The sequence below is a fragment of the Brevundimonas nasdae genome (genome assembly GCF_016654005.1).
Lineage (GTDB): Bacteria > Pseudomonadota > Alphaproteobacteria > Caulobacterales > Caulobacteraceae > Brevundimonas > Brevundimonas nasdae.
Window position 1 is genome coordinate 1 of record NZ_JAEPWN010000012.1, and the last position, 16,938, is coordinate 16,938.

Genomic DNA, 16,938 nt, shown 5'->3' on the forward strand with positions numbered 1-16,938 from the left:
GCTCGTCCGTCAGCCAATACAGGTCACTCATGATCCAGACTCCTCAGGAGCCTGAATCAGATCGCGCGCCTCACATCAATGGGTCCTGAGCCTAGTTTCATGATCATTCTGCACATGGATCTTTGGTTGTTTGGATGGAGGTGTGAATCAGGTTCATCCAATATCAACAATCTTGGGGAGAAATAGAAAACATAAGCCAGTATTTGAGCCATTTGAAGCATGCCAGTACCAGCAAGCTCTAAAGGTATCTCCTGTCCTGAGTTAGACACATAAGCTTCTATGTATTCGGCTAGAGACTCTTCAAATTGGACTCTAATTTCAAAATTTGGAAATATTGTTGAAAATGCATCCTGAAATTTTTTCCACTCTGCTGTTTTAGATAGGCGGTACAATACGTTTCTGAGGACGACATTTGCATCTCCCCGGGCAACTGCTCTCCGTAGAACGCCTTCCGATACAAGAGTCTCGTTCTTAGGTATTCCTGCGAGCCCAGGGCAAAAAACTGAGTACGGTGCATGAATATCAGCAGCAGCCTTTGCTGCCCATGGATGATGAAGTTTTATTGATATGTTTTTATTTTTGCCTTTGTACACAGAAACACTGAAATCTTCTTCATCATCCATGTCGAAGTGAAAAGATATTGCGTTGTCCTGAGTAAGGGCGGATCCATGCGAGACGCTGTAAATGCTCTCGGTTGGAACATATATTAACTCTGAAGGGCCGAAGCTTACGGCTGCTGATCGAGAAGCTACTGCCCATTTTCTATGGTAAGTTATAGTTTGAAGAAGCGAGATTGCAAAATGGATGCCCTGAATAAAGCTAGTTTTCCCAGAATTATTTGGTCCTACAAATAAATTTACTTCTCCAAGGCGAACCATGGCTTCGTCTATGCGCTTAAATCGACGAATTTTCACTTTTTGTAGCGCAGGTAACGCCATTTCTAACTCCCCAACTATTCCGCAACCATCGCTCGCAAGAAAAATAGCAAATTACAACATGCACACATTAGCGAATGCCCCTCCCGTCCGATCCTGACGCACCCGTCCTCCATCCTCCGCCTTTCAGGCAGGAGGCGGCGCAATGAACGATCGGGCTTCGGGCGGGCGGGAGAAGGACTGGCCCGAGAAACACTGGCATGAGGAGGCGCCGCGCATCATCGCCTCCGGCCGGTGGGAGCAGGACGAGTACGGCGGCACCACCTACATCCCCGACCATCTGCGGCCCTCGACCGCCGAGCGGGTCGAGACGACCCCGGCGATCCACCAGGATGTCGCGCGCGGCCATTATGACGAAGACCCGGCGCCGCGCGACGGCTATCACGTCCGCGCCGAGGCGGTCTGGGCGGCGGCGCGCCGCGACTATCTGGCCGGTGATGCGGCCGAGGCCGTGTGCCGCCGCTATGACCTGAAGCTGGGGACGCTGCGGTCCCGCGCCGCGCGCGAGGGCTGGCGCCGCTGCGTCGTCGAGGACGCAGGCGCCTGGCCCGCCCCCTGGCCGGATGAAGACGCCCCGGTCGAGGATGGGGCGGCGGACGCCCCTGACCTGGCCGCCATGACGGCTCAGGCCCTGATGCGGCTGAACCGGGCGGTGCGGCGCGGGCGGGCGGCCGAGGCGGCGTCGTGGCTGCGGACCTGGCGGGCGCTGTCCAGCGTGAACGCCCCTGACGACCCGGCCCCGCAATCGGCGGCCCAACCTGACAGCCAACAGCCTGACAGCCCCCCGCCCGCAGCCTCGCCCGACCCGCTCGACACGCTGGAGGCCGAGATGAAGGCGGTCGCCGCCCTGGCCCGCGACGCCGCCCGGCTGCCCCCCGACGACCATGCGGGCCGCCTCGCCATCGAGGCCCGCATCGCCGCCCTCGACGCCCCGACCGCCCCAGAGCCCTAGCGGGCCGATTTCAGACGATTCAGACGAATTGGACTCTGTTTTTTCCTGCGGGGCCGACCGGCGGTCCGGCCCCGCCCTGAGCCCTACGCCTCGCCGGCGATCTGGCGCAGGGCCTGTTCGAAGGCGTCGGCGGGCTGGCCGCCGCTGATCAGATATTTGCCTTCAACGACCACGGCGGGGACCGAGGTGATGCCGCGCGAGCGCCACAGATCCTCGGCCGCACGCACGGCCTGGGCGTAGCGGCCCGAGGCCAGGACTTCGCCCGCCTCGGCCCGGTCCAGGCCCGCCGTCTCCGCCGCCTGGGTCAGGACGCCGGCGTCGGTGATGTTGCGGTTCTCGGTGAAGTGGGCGACGAACAGGGCGCGCTTCAGGGCGCCCTGCCTGTCCGGCGCGGTCTCCTGCGCCCAGTGCAGCAGGCGGTGGGCGTCGAAGGTGTTCCAGATGCGGCTGTCCTCGCCCATCTGCATGTCAAAGCCCGCCTCGGCCCCCCTCTGTCTGATCATCGCGCGGTTGGCCGCCGACTGTTCGGGGGTGGAGCCGTATTTCCTGCCGATATGTTCGACGATGTTCTCGCCCTCGGGCGCCATCTGGGGGTTCAGCTCGAACGGCTGGAATCTGACATCCGCCTTGATGCCCTCGCCCTCCAGCCGCTCCAGCGCCGTCTCCAGCCCGCCCAGGCCCACGGCGCACCAGGGACAGACGACGTCGGACACGAAGTCGATCTTCAAGGTCTTGAGGGCGGGCGCGGCGTCGGTCATCAGGGGCGTCCTTCTGGAACAGCAGGTGTTGCAGGCATATGGGAACCGCATCGGACGGCGCCACCCCGCACGCGTCAGTTTCAGCCTTCGCACAAACGCATGGCCTGTTGCCGCGCAAACCCCTATATGGCCAGCTTCCCGCCAAGCCGTGTTCGAAGCCCGATAAGTCATGCCCAGCCTGAACGAGATCCGCTCCACCTTCCTCAACTATTTCGAGGCCGATGGTCACGAGAAGGTGCACTCGGCTCCTCTGGTGCCGCAGAACGACCCGACGCTGTTGTTCGTCAACGCGGGCATGGTGCCGTTCAAGGACTATTTCACCGGCGCGTCCAAGCCGCCCTATCCCCGCGCCACCAGCTCGCAGAAGTGCGTGCGCGCGGGCGGCAAGCACAATGACCTGGACAATGTCGGCTATACGGCCCGGCACCTGACCTTCTTCGAAATGCTGGGGAACTTCTCGTTCGGCGACTATTTCAAGGAACACGCCATCGAGAAGGCGTGGAGCCTGGTGACCAAGGACTTCGGGCTGGACGCCAAACGCCTGCTGGTCACCGTCTATATCGACGACGACGAGGCCGCCGCGATCTGGAAGAAGGTCACGGGCTTTGGCGACGACAAGATCATCCGCATCGCCGGTTCGGACAATTTCTGGGCCATGGGCGATAGCGGCCCGTGTGGTCCCTGCACCGAAATCTTCTGGGACCACGGCGACAAGATCGCTGGCGGCCCTCCCGGTTCGCCCGATGAAGACGGCGACCGGTTCGTGGAGATCTGGAACAACGTCTTCATGCAGTACGAGAAGGAGAACGATCAGATCGTTCGCAACCTTCCCAAGCCCAGCGTGGACACCGGCATGGGTCTGGAGCGGATCACCACCGTGCTGCAGGGCGTGCATTCGGTCTATGAGACGGACCTGTTCAAGACCCTGATCGCCGCATCCGAAGAGGCCACCTCGACCAAGGCCGAGGGCGAGCGCAAACCCTCGCACCAGGTCATCGCCGACCACCTGCGGTCGTCGTCCTTCCTGATCGCGGACGGGGTGACGCCGTCGAACGAGGGGCGGGGCTATGTGCTTCGCCGCATCATGCGCCGCGCCATGCGCCACGCCCACCTGCTGGGCGCGACGGATCCGCTGATGCACCGTCTGGTGCCGACGCTGGTGGCCGAGATGGGCGACGCCTATCCCGAACTGGCCCGCGCCCAGCCCTTCATCGAAGACACGCTGAAGCAGGAAGAGATCCGCTTCCGCACCACCCTGGGCCGGGGCATGGCCCTGTTCGACACGGCGGTTCAGGGCTTCAAGCCCGGCGACATGCTGGACGGCCAGACGGCGTTTACGCTGTCCGACACCTATGGCTTCCCGCTGGACCTGACGCAGGATGAGGCGCGCCGTCGCGGCTATTCGGTGAACGTGGACGGCTTCGAAGCCGCCATGGCCGAACAGCGCCAGCGTTCGCGCGAACACTGGAAGGGTTCGGGCCAGACGGCCAACACCAACGAATGGCTGGCCATCCGCGACCGGATGGGGCCGACCGTCTTCACCGGCTATGACAATATCGACGGCTCGGGCGAGGTCCTGGCTATCATGAAGGCGGGCCAGCCGGTCGAGACGGCGGAGGCGGGCGACATCGTCGAGGTTCTGTTCGACACCACCCCCTTCTACGCCGAAAGCGGCGGCCAGGTCGGCGACCACGGCGTGATCGAATGGCCCGGTTCTAATGGAATTGGGGGCAGCGCCGAGGTCATCGACGTGAAGAAGCACGCGGGCGACCTGCACGTCCTGTCGGCCGAGATCACCAGCGGCAAGCTGGAGATCGGAACGCGCGCGGCCCAGACGGTGGATGCCGAAAAACGCCGCACCATCCGCGCCAACCACTCGGCCGCCCACCTGCTGCATACGGCGCTGAAGAATGTGCTGGGCGCGACGGTGGCCCAGAAGGGTCAGTTGGTTGACGCCGAACGCGCGCGCTTCGACTTCAGCCACGGCGCCCCCCTGACCGAGGCTGAACTGGCCGCCATAGAGACAGAGGTGAACGCGGTCATCCGCCAGAACGTCCCGACCGAGACGAAACTGATGGCTCCTGAAGCCGCCATCGAAGCGGGCGCCATCGCCCTGTTCGGCGAGAAATACGGCGATGAGGTCCGCGTCCTGACGCTGGGCCGTTCGCTGACCAGCGATAACGCCCCCTATTCCGTCGAATTGTGCGGCGGCACCCATGTGACCCGCACCGGCGACATCGCTCTGTTCAAGATCGTGCAGGAGACGGGCGTCGCCGCAGGCGTGCGCCGCATCGAGGCCCTGACGGGCGAAGCGGCGCGTCAATATCTGCTGGCCCAGGCGGGCGTGGCCCGTTCGCTGGCGCAGGGCTTCAAGGTCCAGACGGCCGATGTCCCGGCCCGCGTCGAAAGCCTGACCGCCTCGGTCAAGACGCTGGAGAAACAGGTCGCTGAGCTGAAGAAGCAGTTGGCTCTGGGCGGCGGTTCAGGCGCGTCTTCGGCGCCGGAAGAGATCAACGGCGTCAAGCTGATCGCGCGCGTCCTGGACGGCGTGGACGGCAAGGGCCTGCGCGGGGTCGCCGAAGACTTCCGCAAACAGGTCGGCACGGGCGTCGTGGCCCTGATCGGCGTCACAGACGGCAAGGCGGCGGTCACCGTCGCCGTGACCAACGACCTTGCGGGTCAGGTGAATGCGGCGGATCTGGCGCGTGCTGCGGTCCTGGCCATGGGCGGCCAGGGCGCGGGCGGCAAGCCGGACTTCGCCCAGGGCGGCGCGCCGGATGGCGGCAAGGCCGAGGACGGCCTGGCGGCGGTGCGGGCGGCGCTGGCGGGCTGATCCGCCACGCTAACGGCCAAGCGATACAGATGAGGGGGCGGTCACTGACCGCCCCCTCATTGCATTTCAGAGGTGGGTGAGGCCGCCCCCTACTCCATCGGGTCCGGCGTCAGGTCCACGCCCGACAGCTTCCAGCCGAACAGGCCGTGGCGTGTCATCAGCAGCACGAGCGAGTCATCCGGCCTGTCCTTGCGCGTCAGGGCCACGGCGAACTTGTTCAGGCCGCGATAGGACCAGGACTGATGCAGCCGCTCCTTGGGCACGGCAGGCGTGTCGGCGGGCGGGACGGGGCGCTCAGGCTCAGGCTTCTCGGCCGAGCGCACCATGGCGGCGATGGCCTGAGGCGTGACGAAGTTGTCGACCGCGCCCGACACCAGGGACGGCGCGATCAGGGCGCCCAGAGCCGCCAACCCGACGTCCCCCTTGGATCTGTCGCGGATTTCGATGCGGGCGCGGGCGTTCAGTTCGTCCTTCAGGCTGGTGCGGAAGGCGGGAAAATCGACATAGCGCTCCAGCCCCGCCGCATCGCCCGTCCGGGCTGCGCGGATCAACCCCTGCGCCGCCACGAACGGCGAGGCGATCCACACGAACAGGAAGCCCGCGACCACCGCGATCAGCAGGCCGGTGATGATCTTGCGGTTCATGGCGTCTCCAGAAGGAAGCGGGGCGGGAGCCTCATGGCCTCAACCTCTCTCGCCGAGGGCGGGCGATGAGGGTGCGGGCGCGGCGGGAGCGGCAGGCGACGCGCCCTCCGGCAGGCCGATCTGAACCAGACGCCATTCGTACAGGCCCCGCCGCTCGAAGGTGAAGACGGTGCGAGATCCCCCCTTGTCGTCCACAGCGAACCGCGCCCGGTTCACGCCCCAGAAGATGGGCCTGGGCCAGGGCTTCCTGACCTTGGCGTCCGTCGCCGCCGTGGTCTTCCACTGGCTGGCGTAGCGCCCTTCGCCGCGCATCAGGGCCGACAGGGCGGCGGGCGTCAGATAGGAATCCACGTCCGGCGGGCGGATGATGGGGTTGCGATCCAGCTGCGCCCGGAAGGCGCCGATGGGGTCTTCCAGAAACGAGGGCGCGGGCGCCATGGCCTCGGGCCGCCCGATCAGCTGGGGCCGGAGCGACTGGCGCACGGCGGAGAAGTCGATCAGCCGCGTCAGTCCCTGCACGTCGCTGGCCTCCGCCGCCGAACGGATGGCGAAAAAGCCCACGGCGGGCGCGGCGAAGAAGGAGACGACCGCCAGCGCAATCGCCGCCAGCAGCAGATTTCCGAACAGACGCTTCACCCGACCTCCTTCATTTCACTGATCATGCACGGCTTTCACCCCAGCACAACGAAAAGCCCCGCTGGAGTGATCCAGCGGGGCTGAGTTCTTTCGAGCATCCTGCCGTGCTTCGCACGCATCAGGACAGGTCCTCCCCCACTTTGCGGGGGAGGATAGTGACGGCTTAGCCGACGTCCGGCAGAGCGGCGCGCAGGTTTTCGGCGACCTTGTCGAGGAAGCCCTCGGTGGTCAGCCAGCCCTGCTGGTCGCCGACCAGCAGCGCCAGGTCCTTGGTCATCGAGCCGCTTTCAACGGTGTCGACGACGACCTTCTCAAGCGTGTCGGCGAACTGGTCCAGAGCCGCGTTGCCGTCCAGCTTGGCGCGGTGCTTGAAGCCGCGCGTCCAGGCGAAGATCGAGGCGATCGAGTTGGTCGAGGTGGCCTCGCCCTTCTGGTGCTGGCGATAGTGGCGGGTCACGGTGCCGTGGGCGGCCTCGGTTTCCAGCACCTTGCCGTCCGGCGTCATCAGAACCGAGGTCATCAGGCCCAGCGAGCCGAAGCCCTGCGCCACGACGTCCGACTGCACGTCGCCGTCATAGTTCTTGCACGCCCAGACAAAGCCGCCCGACCATTTCATGGCGGCGGCGACCATGTCGTCGATCAGACGGTGCTCATAGGTCAGGCCGCGAGCCTTGAACTCGGCGGCGTAATGTTCGTCGAAGACTTCCTGGAACAGGTCCTTGAAACGGCCGTCATAGGCTTTCAGGATGGTGTTCTTGGTCGACAGATAGACCGGGTAGTTGCGCTGCAGGCCATAGGCGAACGAGGCATGGGCGAACTCGCGGATCGAGGCGTCCTGGTTGTACATGGCCATGGCCACGCCGGCGCCCGGCGCCTTGTAGACTTCGTGTTCGATCACTTCGCCGTCGTCGCCGACGAACTTGATCGTCAGGGTGCCGGGGCCAGGCATCAGGAAGTCGGTGGCCTTGTACTGGTCGCCGAAGGCGTGGCGGCCGACGACGATCGGCTGGGTCCAGCCCGGAACCAGGCGCGGCACGTTCGAGCAGATGATCGGCTCGCGGAAGACGACGCCGCCCAGGATGTTGCGGATGGTGCCGTTGGGCGACTTCCACATCTTCTTCAGGCCGAACTCGGCGACGCGGGCTTCGTCAGGCGTGATGGTGGCGCACTTGACGCCGACGCCGTGCTTCTGGATCGCGTGGGCGGCGTCGATCGTCACCTGGTCGTCGGTGGCGTCGCGGTGCTCCATGCCTAGGTCGTAGTAGTCCAGCTCCAGATCCAGGAACGGGAAGACCAGCTTGTCCTTGATCATCTGCCAGATGATGCGGGTCATTTCGTCGCCGTCGATGTCGACGATGGGGTTTTCGACCTTGATCTTGGCCATGCGCGTGTCCGCCTCTGAACGTTGGGGAAGGAATATCGTGGCGGCGGTATAGCGAGGCAGGGCCGCCACGCAAACCCCGACATGGGTTCGGCGGATTGCGAAAACGTCGCTGCGCCGGTGAACCGGATCGGCCGACATGCGCTTAACCAGGCCAAAGCTTGAGCATAAGGCCCTCCACCATGACCGAAGAGACCAAAATCCTGGTGGACGCCTGGATCGAACGGTTCGGCGAACCGCCCAGCATCATCGACGTGGAACTGATGAAAGACTTGCTCGCTGATGCAGATGAGGCAAACTGCACGACGCTCAATTAACACGGAAATAAGGCTGAGGGGAATGATGGGATCGCGGTACGCTATGAAATGGATGGCGGTGGCGGGCATGGCGGCGCTTGTCGCCTCGTGCGGACGCGGTGAAGCCAGCAAGGACGCCCCGACGGGGGGCCAGTCGGCCGATGCGCCTGTCGCTTCTGCGCCGGACGCCGGACCGACGATCACCCTGGCCAGCCGCCCCGAGAGCAAGAGCTTCCGCGACTGGAAGGTGACCTGCGACAATGGCGCAACCTGCGCCGCCGTCGCCCCCTCGGTCGAGGAGGCCCAGGGCTGGCTGAGCGTTGAGATGGCGCCCGAGACAGCGGCGGTTCCCAAGATTCTGGTCGGCGTCTGGCTGGACAACACCGACAACACCAGCCGTGCAACCCCCGTCACCCTGACCATCGACGGACGCAGCTTCCGCACTGAACCGGTGACCGACGCCGACATTCCAACGGCCCGCGTGGTCGTCGCCGACGCCCTGAACGCCGTGCGCGCCCTGGCGTCGGGCAAGGTCGCAACCGCCAGGGCGGCAGGTGAAACAGTGCCTATTTCGCTGACCGGCGCTTCGGCCTCGCTGTTGTGGATTGATGATCGTCAGGGCCGCCTGGATACGCCCAACGCCCTGATCCGGGTCGGCCAGCGCGTCGCCTCCGTCCAGGGTCCGGCCATACCCGTGATCACCCCTGCCCCCGCCATCGCTCAGGGACAGTTGGGCGGCGACAATCAGGTTCTGCCCAAGTCCATCGAAATCCTGCCCGCCGTCCGCGAATGCCGCAGTGAAAACTCGGGCGGCGGCGACGTCATCTCGGCCAAGCTGGGTCCGCAGCAGGAGCTGTGGGGCGTGCCGTGCGGGTCAGGCGCCTATAACTTCACCAGCAACCTCTACATCACCGGACCAAACGGCCAGAACCCGGTCGCGGCCCGCCTGCCCCAGGCCGACGGCACGACGTCCAACGAAGTGATCAACGGCTTCTACAATGCCGACAAACGCGAACTGGTCGCCTTCGCCAAGGGGCGGGGCATCGGCGACTGCGGCATCGCCCAGACCTGGGTCTGGACAGGGCGCAGTTTCGCCCTGGCGCTGGAACAGTCGATGGACAGCTGCAACGGCGTGCCGCCGGATCAATGGCCGATCAGCTACCGCGCCAAGGTGCAGTGACAAACAAGGATCATCAGCCCCGCCGCCTGACGCAGCGGGGCTGACGGCTGCGGGCGGATCAGGCCCGGCGGCTCATGACCTGTTCAAGCACCGCCAGCGGCAGGGAGCCGTTCTCCAGCACCGCGTCATGGAAGGCGCGCAGGTCGAAACCGGGCTTGGCCTCAGCTTCCTTGCGAAGACGGGCGATCACGGTGTGGCCGACCTTGTAGGCGCAGGCCTGACCCGGCCAGACCGAATAGCGGTTGATCTCGCTGTTCGAGGCGTCCAGCGGCTTGGCGCCCGAGGCCGCCATGTACTGAACGGCCTGTTCACGGCTCCAACGCTCAGAGTGGATGCCGGTGTCGACCACCAGACGCACCGCCCGGAACAGATAGGACATCAGGAAGCCGACGCGGCCCAGCGGATTGGCCGCATAGACGTCCAGATCATTGGCGGCGACCGCCTCGGCATACAGGGCCCAGCCTTCATTATAGGCCGAGAATCCGCCCGCCCGGCGCCATTGCGGCAGTTCACCGGACTCGCGCTGCAGCGCGACCTGCAGATGGTGGCCCGGCGAGGCCTCGTGATAGGTCAGGGTGGGCAGGGCGAACTTCGGCCAGTTCCCGCTGTCGCGCAGGTTGATGTAATAGGCGCCCGGACGCGACCCATCCAGCGGCGGCCCCTGATAGTATCCGCCCGGCGCGCCCGACTGGATCGACACCGGCACGCGCCGGATCTCGACATGGGATTTCGGCAGGCGGCCGAACACCTGCGGCAGCTTCGGGTCCAGATCGGCGACCAGCTGGTTCAGCCAGGCCAGCAGCTCCTCCTTGCCTGCATCGGTGTTGGCGAACAGCTGGGCCGGTTCTTTGTTCAAGGCCTGAATGCGTTCGCCCACCGTCCCCTGCGTATAGCCCTGCGCCTTCAGGATGGCGTCGATCTCGGCGCTGATTTCGGCGACCTGTTCGCGGCCCAATGCATGGATTTCTTTGGCGGTCAGGGTCGTGGTCGTATTGGCCTTCAGACCGGCGGCGTAGAAGGCCTCCCCGTCCGGCAGGCGCCAGACGCCCGCGTCATGCACCGCCTGCGGACGCAGGGCCTCGATGGCGGCCACCTGACGGGCCAGGGCGGGCTTGACCTTCTGATCGACGATGGCGACGCCGCGCGCCTCATAACCCGACAGGTTCAGCGCGCCGGTCTTGCGCGCCAGCGACTTGATCATGGCCATGTCGGCGGGGGAGGCGTCGCGCAGGGTGCGGATCTGCGGCAGCATCCGGTCGATGATGAAGTCGGGCGGGATCACGCCCAGACCGGCGTCCTCGCGGATCTTGGCCGTCTCGCCGTCCAGAACGCCTGCGAAGGCCTCCAGACGCGACAGGAAGGCGTCAGCGCCCGCCGCATCATCAATCCGGTGCTGGTTGTCCAGGAAGTCCGGCACGCTGAAATAGGAGCCTGACAGTTGGGTCACCACATAGGGCGACGGACGGCCTGGTCCGGCCCCATAGGCGAAGCGCGACGTCTGGGCCGCCGTTTCGCGGCCGAAAGAGGCGATCGCATAGTTCAGGGCGCCCGCCTGCGACAGGCCTGATTGGTCAAAGGCGCGCAGCTGCTCCCAGCGGCTGACGGCCTTCTGACGATCCTTGCGGATGGCGTCAGGTCCCGCCTCGCTCAGCTTGCTGGACAGTCCCGCGCGTGCGCCCTTGTCCAGCCCCAGGCTGGTGGCGTGTTCGGGGCTTTCGTCGATGTCCGCCTCGAACCAGCCGTCCAGCAGGGCGTTCAGGCGCCCATCGGCGTCGGTGGAAGCGGCCTGGGCCAGGGTCGGCGCGACCGCAGCCGTGGCGGCGGCGGTCAGCAGAAGGCGGCGACGATCAATCATTCGGTTACTCCCCCGAGCGGGCGCGTCACGCCGGACGCCTCCCCATAAACAACACTCAGACCGGCGCGCCTGCAGACATCAGCGCCGGATCAGGCCTGGGTCGCGACCCAGCCGTCCACGATCCGCTCCAGCACCGACAGGGGAACCCCGCCCGCCGCCAGAGCCGTGTCATGGAAACCCTTGATGTCGAAGCGCGGCCCCAGCGCGGTCTTGGCCTTTTCGCGCAGACGGACCCATTCGTTGTGGCCGACCTTGTAGGCGCAGGCCTGGCCGGGCCAGCCGCAGTAGCGTTCGACCTCGGACGTCGCCGCCCCTTCCTGATCGCCATAGGCCTCCATCATGTAGCGGATGCCCTGTTCACGGCTCCAGCCCTTGGAGTGGATGCCGGTGTCGACGACCAGACGGGCCGAGCGGAACATCAGCGACTGCAGATAGCCGATCTGCCCCAACGGATCATGCTCATAGGCGCCCAGTTCATCGGCCAGCTGCTCGGCGTACAGGCCCCAGCCCTCGACATAGCTGGAGAAGCCCAGAAGGTTCATCAGCATCGGCGCCGACGGGCTCTCCTGCTGAAGGCTGATCTGCAGATGGTGGCCGGGCGAGGCCTCGTGGTAGGTCAGGGTCGGCAGGCTCCACGACGGCCATTCCGACGTGTCCTTCAGATTGATCCAGTAGATGCCGGGCCGCGTCCCATCCAGGCTGGCGGAGTTGTAATAGCCCATCGGGGCGCCGGCCTCGATCTCGGGCGGGACGCGCTTGATTTCGACCGGGGCCTTGGGCAGGCGGCCGAAGGCGCGCGGCAGGCGGCCCTGCATGTCGGCCATCTGGGCGTTGAGCTTGGCGATCAGCTCCGCCTTGCCTGCATCCGTGTTGGGATAGACGTATTTCGGGTCATCCCCCAGCGCCTTGATCCGCTCGGCGACCGATCCCTGCGTCAGGCCCTGTGCCTTCAGCAAGACGTCCGCGCGGCCGGTCAGATTGGCCATCTGCTCCAGGCCGGTGCGGTGAATCTCGTCCGCTGTCAGACGCGTGGTGGTGATGTAGTGCAGGCTGTTGGCGTAATACTGATCGCCCTGCGGCAGGCGGCGTACAGACGCCTCGTGCGTGGCGCCCGGCAGGGCCGCCTTCAGCACCGCGTTCTGCGCGGCCAGGGCCGGATAGACCTGTTCGGTCAGCAGCCGCTCGACCTCGGCGCCCCAGTTTCCGCTCAAACCCTTGGCCTGGGCGCGGTCGATGACCGAGCGCGTGATGGGCGAGGCGGAGGCGGCGGTGGCCAGCATGCCTTCCTGTTGGCGCACGGCCTTGGCCAGGATGAAGTCGGGCGGCACGACGCCCAGGGCGTATTCTTCCTTCAGGCGGTCCGTCTCGGCGCGGAAGACATCGGACAAAACCCGCACGCGCGCCACATAGGCGTCGGCGTCGGCGGCCGTCTCAATGGTGTGCTGATTACCCAGGAAATCCGGCGCCGACTGATATGTGCCGCCCTGCTGGCTGACGCGGTAGGGATTGGGCCAGCCGCCCTGGCCATACGGAATGTCGAAGGTGGCGATGACGGCGTCGAGATTGGCGGTCAGGCTGTCGTAATAGAGCCCGTCTTGCGCCTGCATCGCGGACCGGTTCATGCCCGCCAGCTGGGCGCGCTGGGCGCGGAAAAAGGCGCGCTGGCCTTCTTCTTCTGCGCGGGTCGGTATGGTCAGCTTCGACTTGGCGGCGGCGCGCGCGCCCTTGTCCAGGCCGAAGGCGGTCACGGTTTCGGGGCTCAGATCCAGCGTCTCTTCGAACGCCTTGTCCATGAATGCCCGCAGGGTCTCGCCTGCGGCGTTCGTTGCCGGCGCCATAACCTGAGCGAAGGCGGCGTCGCCAAGGGCGGCCAGGCCTGCGCCTGCGGCGGCGGATTGGAGAAGGCGACGACGATCCAACATGAATATTCCCCCTTATTTGCATGGACAATGAAACCGCTCGCCGTCGCGGAGCAAGTTAAAACGCCGCCAACCCGCGCGCCGGAGCGCCCAGGCCTGCGCGATCCGCCACACTGCGACGATAGGAGCGAGAAAAACAGCGCTCGGCCTCTGGATTTCCCCGGCGTCAACGGAACAAATGGAAATCCCCAGAAGGATTGTGTCCAACGCAGTTGCCGAAGGGGACGCGTTCGTCCATCACCGGGCGTCTCGCCAGCACAGAGACGGGAGCATCGAAGAGCATGGGATTGGTCGCGAATATTCGTCGGGATGTGCGGTTCGCGCGTGGCCTGTTCCGCCTTTTGAAGCGCATCAAGCCGATCGAACTCGATAGCGACGTGCTGCTGTGCGACGACTTCGAAGAGGCTGTCGACAAGTTCGCCGACAACATCGCCGTCGAGGACGAACGCCGCAGCCTGACCTATCGCGAGCTGGACAACATGGCCAACCGGTTCGGCCATTGGGCCAAGGGCCGGGGTCTGCGCCGCAACGACACCATCGCCCTGATGATGACCAACCGGGTCGAATATCTGGCGGCGTGGCTCGGCTTCTCCAAGGTCGGCATCTCGACGGCACTGATCAACACCAATCTGACCGGCGAGGGCCTGGCCCACTGCCTGGCCATCTCGGGCGCCTTCCAGGTGGTCGCCGACGAGGACTGCTGGCGTCAGGTCGAGGACGCCCGCGCCCTGGTGCCGCACAACCTCATGCTCTGGGTCATGGGCCTGACCGAGGCTGACGAGTCCAGCGAGCGCCGCGGTCTGGACAAGCCGGTGCGCGGCGGTTCGTCGGTGCGCCCGACCCGCTCGGCGCGCGAAGGACTGACCAATCGCGACACCGCCCTGTTCATCTACACCTCTGGCACCACCGGCCTGCCCAAGGCGGCGCGCATCCCGCACTCGCGCGCCCGGACCTATATGCGCGCCTTTGCCGGCGCCACGCGCTCCACGCCCACGGACCGCATCTATGACTGCCTGCCGCTGTACCATTCGACCGGCGGTCTGGTCGGCGTCGGCGCGGCCCTGCTGAACGGCGGGCGGCTGATCATCCGCAAGAAGTTCTCGGCCACCAATTTCTGGCCCGACGTGAAGGCGTCCGGCGCCACCATGTTCGTCTATATCGGCGAACTGTGCCGTTACCTGACCGCCGCGCCGCACAATGAGGACGAGACCAAGCACAAGCTGAAGCTGGCCTTCGGCAATGGCCTGCGCTCCGACGTCTGGCCCGAATTCCAGAGCCGTTTCAAGATCCCCGAGATCCTGGAATTCTACGGCTCGACCGAGGGCAATGTGTCCCTGTTCAACTTCGACGGCAAACAGGGCGCCATCGGCCGGGTGCCCAGCTATCTGAAGAAGCAGATCAACATCCGTCTGGTCCAGTTCGACGTCGACACCGAACAGCCCATTCGCGGCCCCGACGGCCTGTGCCGTCTGGCGCGCGTCGGCGAAGTCGGCGAGGCCATCGGCGAGATCGGCAACGACATCCGTCACGACTTCTCCGGCTATGCCGACAAGGCCGCCTCGCAGAAGAAGATCCTGACCGACGTGTTCAAGAAGGGCGACCGCTGGTTCCGCACCGGCGACCTGATGAAGCAGGACAGCGAAGGCTATTTCTACTTCGTGGACCGGATGGGCGACACCTTCCGTTGGAAAGGCGAAAACGTCTCCACCTCCGAGGTCGAACAGGTGCTGATGACGGCGCCGGGCGTCGAGACGGCCATCGTCTATGGCGTGCCGGTGCCCGGCCAGGACGGCAAGGCCGGGATGGCGGCCCTGGTGGTGGACGGCAAGTTCGACGCCAAGACCTTCTCCGACCATGTCGAGAGCAAGCTGCCGGGCTATGCCCAGCCGGTGTTCGTGCGTCTGATGAAGGCGGTCGAGACGACCGGGACCTTCAAGTTCAGAAAGGCCGACCTGGTCGCAGACGGCTTCGACCCGGAAAAGGCGGGCGCGGCGACCCTGTATGTGCGCGGCGGCAAGTCCGGCTATCAGAAGCTGACGCCTGCGGCGCGCGAGGCGATCCTGAACGGCGAAGGCCGCATCTGATCCTGTGACGATGAGAGACGGCGTTCGCGAAACGCCGTCTTAATCATTAATCGCCATGCTTCACGCCTCTCGCGTGAGGATCGCCCGCACCCATGTTTCAGATCATCGGCATCGTCATGCTGTTCGGCATGGTGTTCGGCAGCTACATCCTGGCGGGCGGCAAGTTCGGCGTCATCGCCCACGCCCTGCCGCATGAGTTCATGGCCATCGGCGGCGCCGGCGTCGCCGCCTTTCTGATCTCCAACAGCCTGCCGGTGATCAAGGCCTCCCTGGGGGGACTGGGCAAGACCTTCTCCGGCCCCAAGTGGAAGAAGCAGGACTACAAGGACCTGCTGAGCCTGCTGTTCCAACTGACCAAGACCATGAAGTCCAAGGGCGTGGTGGCGCTGGAAAGCCATATCGAGAAGCCCAAGGAATCCACGATTTTCCAGAAGTACCCCAAGGTGCTGAAGGACCATTTCGCCGTCGACTTCATCTGCGACACCCTGCGGATGATGACCATGAACCTGGAAGATCCCCACCAGGTCGAGGATGCGATGGAGAAACAGCTCGAGAAACATCACCACGAGCATCTGGAGCCGGCCCACGCCCTGCAGAACCTGGCCGACGCCCTGCCCGCCCTGGGCATCGTCGCCGCCGTCCTGGGCATCGTGAAGACCATGGGCTCCATCACCGAACCGCCGGAAATCCTGGGCGGCATGATCGGCGGCGCCCTGGTCGGCACCTTCCTAGGCGTCTTCCTGGCCTATGGGCTGGTCGGGCCGTTCGCGGCGCGGCTGAAGGCCATCGTCGATGAGGAAGCGGCCTATTACAAGATCATCCAGTCCGTGCTGGTCGCCCACCTGCACGGCAATGCGGCCCAGATCTCGGTCGAGATCGGTCGCGGCGATATCCCCTCGATCGCCCAGCCGTCCTTCGTCGAGATGGAAGAGACGCTGAACAACATCACCAACGACTGAGCAGGCGGCCGGTCGTTTCATGCGGCTTCACGCCGCCGGGATTGCGGCTTGCGCCGTCGATCACGGCGGCCCTATCGTTTGGACAGAGGCTCCCGCCCTCGCGACATGCATACGGAGGATTTCCCATGCGCATCACCGCCCTCATCACCGTTTCCGCCGCCGTTCTGGCCCTCGCCGCCTGTGGGAAGGGCGCGGACGAACACGCCGCCGCCGCCAAGCCCGCCAATGACGCGGTCGAGGCTGCGGGCGTCGCCGAGGACTCGGTTCTGACCACGGAACAGTCCGCCCAGGCCGCTGCTCAGGCCGCCGACCAGGCGGCGCAGGACGCCCACAGCGTCGACACCGCCGCCATGACGCCCCTGCCCAGCCAGACGGCCCCTGCTGCGGCCCCCGCCGCCCCTGCCGCAGCCCCCGCTGCCGCTCACTAAATCCAGACGGCCGATCGACGTCCGACACGGGCCGCTCCGCAAGGGGCGGCCCTTTTTGCTGACGCGTGCTAGAGGGCG

At 65.4% G+C, this 16,938-nt stretch carries 14 protein-coding genes; 7 read left to right on the forward strand and 7 right to left on the reverse strand.

Annotation, left to right across the window (positions count from 1 at the left end):
- Positions 1-56: 56 nt before the first annotated feature.
- On the reverse strand, positions 57-938 hold the full coding sequence (locus JKF87_RS15605; protein ID WP_201100818.1) for an AAA family ATPase: 882 nt from the start codon (positions 936-938) through the stop codon (positions 57-59).
- A gap of 142 nt (positions 939-1,080) precedes the next feature.
- Between JKF87_RS15605 and JKF87_RS15610 the strand changes: the two genes are divergently transcribed.
- Positions 1,081-1,887: a hypothetical protein gene (locus tag JKF87_RS15610; RefSeq protein ID WP_201100819.1), complete on the forward strand. Its 807-nt coding sequence runs from the start codon at positions 1,081-1,083 to the stop codon at positions 1,885-1,887.
- Between the two features lie 83 nt (positions 1,888-1,970).
- Here the strand turns inward: JKF87_RS15610 and JKF87_RS15615 are convergent, their stop codons facing one another.
- On the reverse strand, positions 1,971-2,645 hold the full coding sequence (locus tag JKF87_RS15615) for a DsbA family oxidoreductase (RefSeq protein WP_201100820.1): 675 nt from the start codon (positions 2,643-2,645) through the stop codon (positions 1,971-1,973).
- Positions 2,646-2,814: 169 nt separating this feature from the next.
- On the opposite strand from JKF87_RS15615, the gene alaS reads away from it, so the two are divergent.
- Positions 2,815-5,478, forward strand: a complete 2,664-nt coding sequence (gene alaS / locus JKF87_RS15620) for an alanine--tRNA ligase (RefSeq protein WP_201100821.1) — start codon at positions 2,815-2,817, stop codon at positions 5,476-5,478.
- An 89-nt stretch (positions 5,479-5,567) separates the two neighbouring features.
- Here the strand turns inward: alaS and JKF87_RS15625 are convergent, their stop codons facing one another.
- The 3 genes from JKF87_RS15625 to JKF87_RS15635 form a co-directional block, all read right to left on the reverse strand.
- Positions 5,568-6,122 (reverse strand): DUF2939 domain-containing protein, encoded by a 555-nt coding sequence (locus tag JKF87_RS15625; protein ID WP_201100822.1) that lies wholly within the window; start codon positions 6,120-6,122, stop codon positions 5,568-5,570.
- Positions 6,123-6,161: 39 nt separating this feature from the next.
- A complete protein-coding gene (locus JKF87_RS15630) occupies positions 6,162-6,758 on the reverse strand; it encodes a DUF2939 domain-containing protein (RefSeq protein ID WP_201100823.1) in 597 nt (198 codons plus the stop codon).
- A gap of 163 nt (positions 6,759-6,921) precedes the next feature.
- A complete protein-coding gene (locus JKF87_RS15635) occupies positions 6,922-8,142 on the reverse strand; it encodes an NADP-dependent isocitrate dehydrogenase (protein WP_201100824.1) in 1,221 nt (406 codons plus the stop codon).
- Between the two features lie 179 nt (positions 8,143-8,321).
- On the opposite strand from JKF87_RS15635, the gene JKF87_RS18545 reads away from it, so the two are divergent.
- Complete coding sequence (locus JKF87_RS18545; protein WP_257903729.1) at positions 8,322-8,456, forward strand: hypothetical protein; 135 nt, start codon at positions 8,322-8,324, stop codon at positions 8,454-8,456.
- 43 nt (positions 8,457-8,499) lie between these two features.
- Positions 8,500-9,615 carry a DUF1176 domain-containing protein gene (locus JKF87_RS15640; protein WP_201100825.1) on the forward strand — a complete coding sequence of 372 codons (1,116 nt, stop codon included), beginning with the start codon at positions 8,500-8,502 and terminating at the stop codon, positions 9,613-9,615.
- 58 nt (positions 9,616-9,673) lie between these two features.
- Here JKF87_RS15640 and JKF87_RS15645 read toward each other — a convergent pair whose 3' ends face one another.
- Both JKF87_RS15645 and JKF87_RS15650 read right to left on the reverse strand, forming a co-directional pair.
- Positions 9,674-11,470 (reverse strand): DUF885 domain-containing protein, encoded by a 1,797-nt coding sequence (locus JKF87_RS15645; protein ID WP_201100826.1) that lies wholly within the window; start codon positions 11,468-11,470, stop codon positions 9,674-9,676.
- 89 nt (positions 11,471-11,559) lie between these two features.
- A complete protein-coding gene (locus tag JKF87_RS15650; RefSeq protein WP_201100827.1) occupies positions 11,560-13,392 on the reverse strand; it encodes a DUF885 domain-containing protein in 1,833 nt (610 codons plus the stop codon).
- A gap of 278 nt (positions 13,393-13,670) precedes the next feature.
- On the opposite strand from JKF87_RS15650, the gene JKF87_RS15655 reads away from it, so the two are divergent.
- From JKF87_RS15655 to JKF87_RS15665, 3 genes are all read left to right on the forward strand, one after another.
- Positions 13,671-15,473 (forward strand): long-chain-acyl-CoA synthetase, encoded by a 1,803-nt coding sequence (locus JKF87_RS15655; RefSeq protein WP_201100828.1) that lies wholly within the window; start codon positions 13,671-13,673, stop codon positions 15,471-15,473.
- Between the two features lie 92 nt (positions 15,474-15,565).
- Complete coding sequence (motA, locus tag JKF87_RS15660) at positions 15,566-16,432, forward strand: flagellar motor stator protein MotA (RefSeq protein ID WP_201100829.1); 867 nt, start codon at positions 15,566-15,568, stop codon at positions 16,430-16,432.
- Positions 16,433-16,557: 125 nt separating this feature from the next.
- Positions 16,558-16,860, forward strand: coding sequence for a hypothetical protein (locus JKF87_RS15665; RefSeq protein WP_201100830.1), 303 nt, complete (start codon positions 16,558-16,560; stop codon positions 16,858-16,860).
- The last annotated feature ends 78 nt before the right edge of the window (positions 16,861-16,938 follow it).

Coding starts and splice junctions, on each gene's coding strand:
- alaS (WP_201100821.1), top strand. CDS start 2,815: ATGCCCAGCCTGAACGAGATCCGCTCCACCTTCCTCAACTATTTCGAG.
- JKF87_RS15645 (WP_201100826.1), bottom strand. CDS start 11,470: ATGATTGATCGTCGCCGCCTTCTGCTGACCGCCGCCGCCACGGCTGCG.
- JKF87_RS18545 (WP_257903729.1), top strand. CDS start 8,322: ATGACCGAAGAGACCAAAATCCTGGTGGACGCCTGGATCGAACGGTTC.
- JKF87_RS15640 (WP_201100825.1), top strand. CDS start 8,500: ATGAAATGGATGGCGGTGGCGGGCATGGCGGCGCTTGTCGCCTCGTGC.
- JKF87_RS15625 (WP_201100822.1), bottom strand. CDS start 6,122: ATGAACCGCAAGATCATCACCGGCCTGCTGATCGCGGTGGTCGCGGGC.
- JKF87_RS15665 (WP_201100830.1), top strand. CDS start 16,558: ATGCGCATCACCGCCCTCATCACCGTTTCCGCCGCCGTTCTGGCCCTC.
- motA (WP_201100829.1), top strand. CDS start 15,566: ATGTTTCAGATCATCGGCATCGTCATGCTGTTCGGCATGGTGTTCGGC.
- JKF87_RS15605 (WP_201100818.1), bottom strand. CDS start 938: ATGGCGTTACCTGCGCTACAAAAAGTGAAAATTCGTCGATTTAAGCGC.
- JKF87_RS15615 (WP_201100820.1), bottom strand. CDS start 2,645: ATGACCGACGCCGCGCCCGCCCTCAAGACCTTGAAGATCGACTTCGTG.
- JKF87_RS15655 (WP_201100828.1), top strand. CDS start 13,671: ATGGGATTGGTCGCGAATATTCGTCGGGATGTGCGGTTCGCGCGTGGC.
- JKF87_RS15635 (WP_201100824.1), bottom strand. CDS start 8,142: ATGGCCAAGATCAAGGTCGAAAACCCCATCGTCGACATCGACGGCGAC.
- JKF87_RS15650 (WP_201100827.1), bottom strand. CDS start 13,392: ATGTTGGATCGTCGTCGCCTTCTCCAATCCGCCGCCGCAGGCGCAGGC.
- JKF87_RS15610 (WP_201100819.1), top strand. CDS start 1,081: ATGAACGATCGGGCTTCGGGCGGGCGGGAGAAGGACTGGCCCGAGAAA.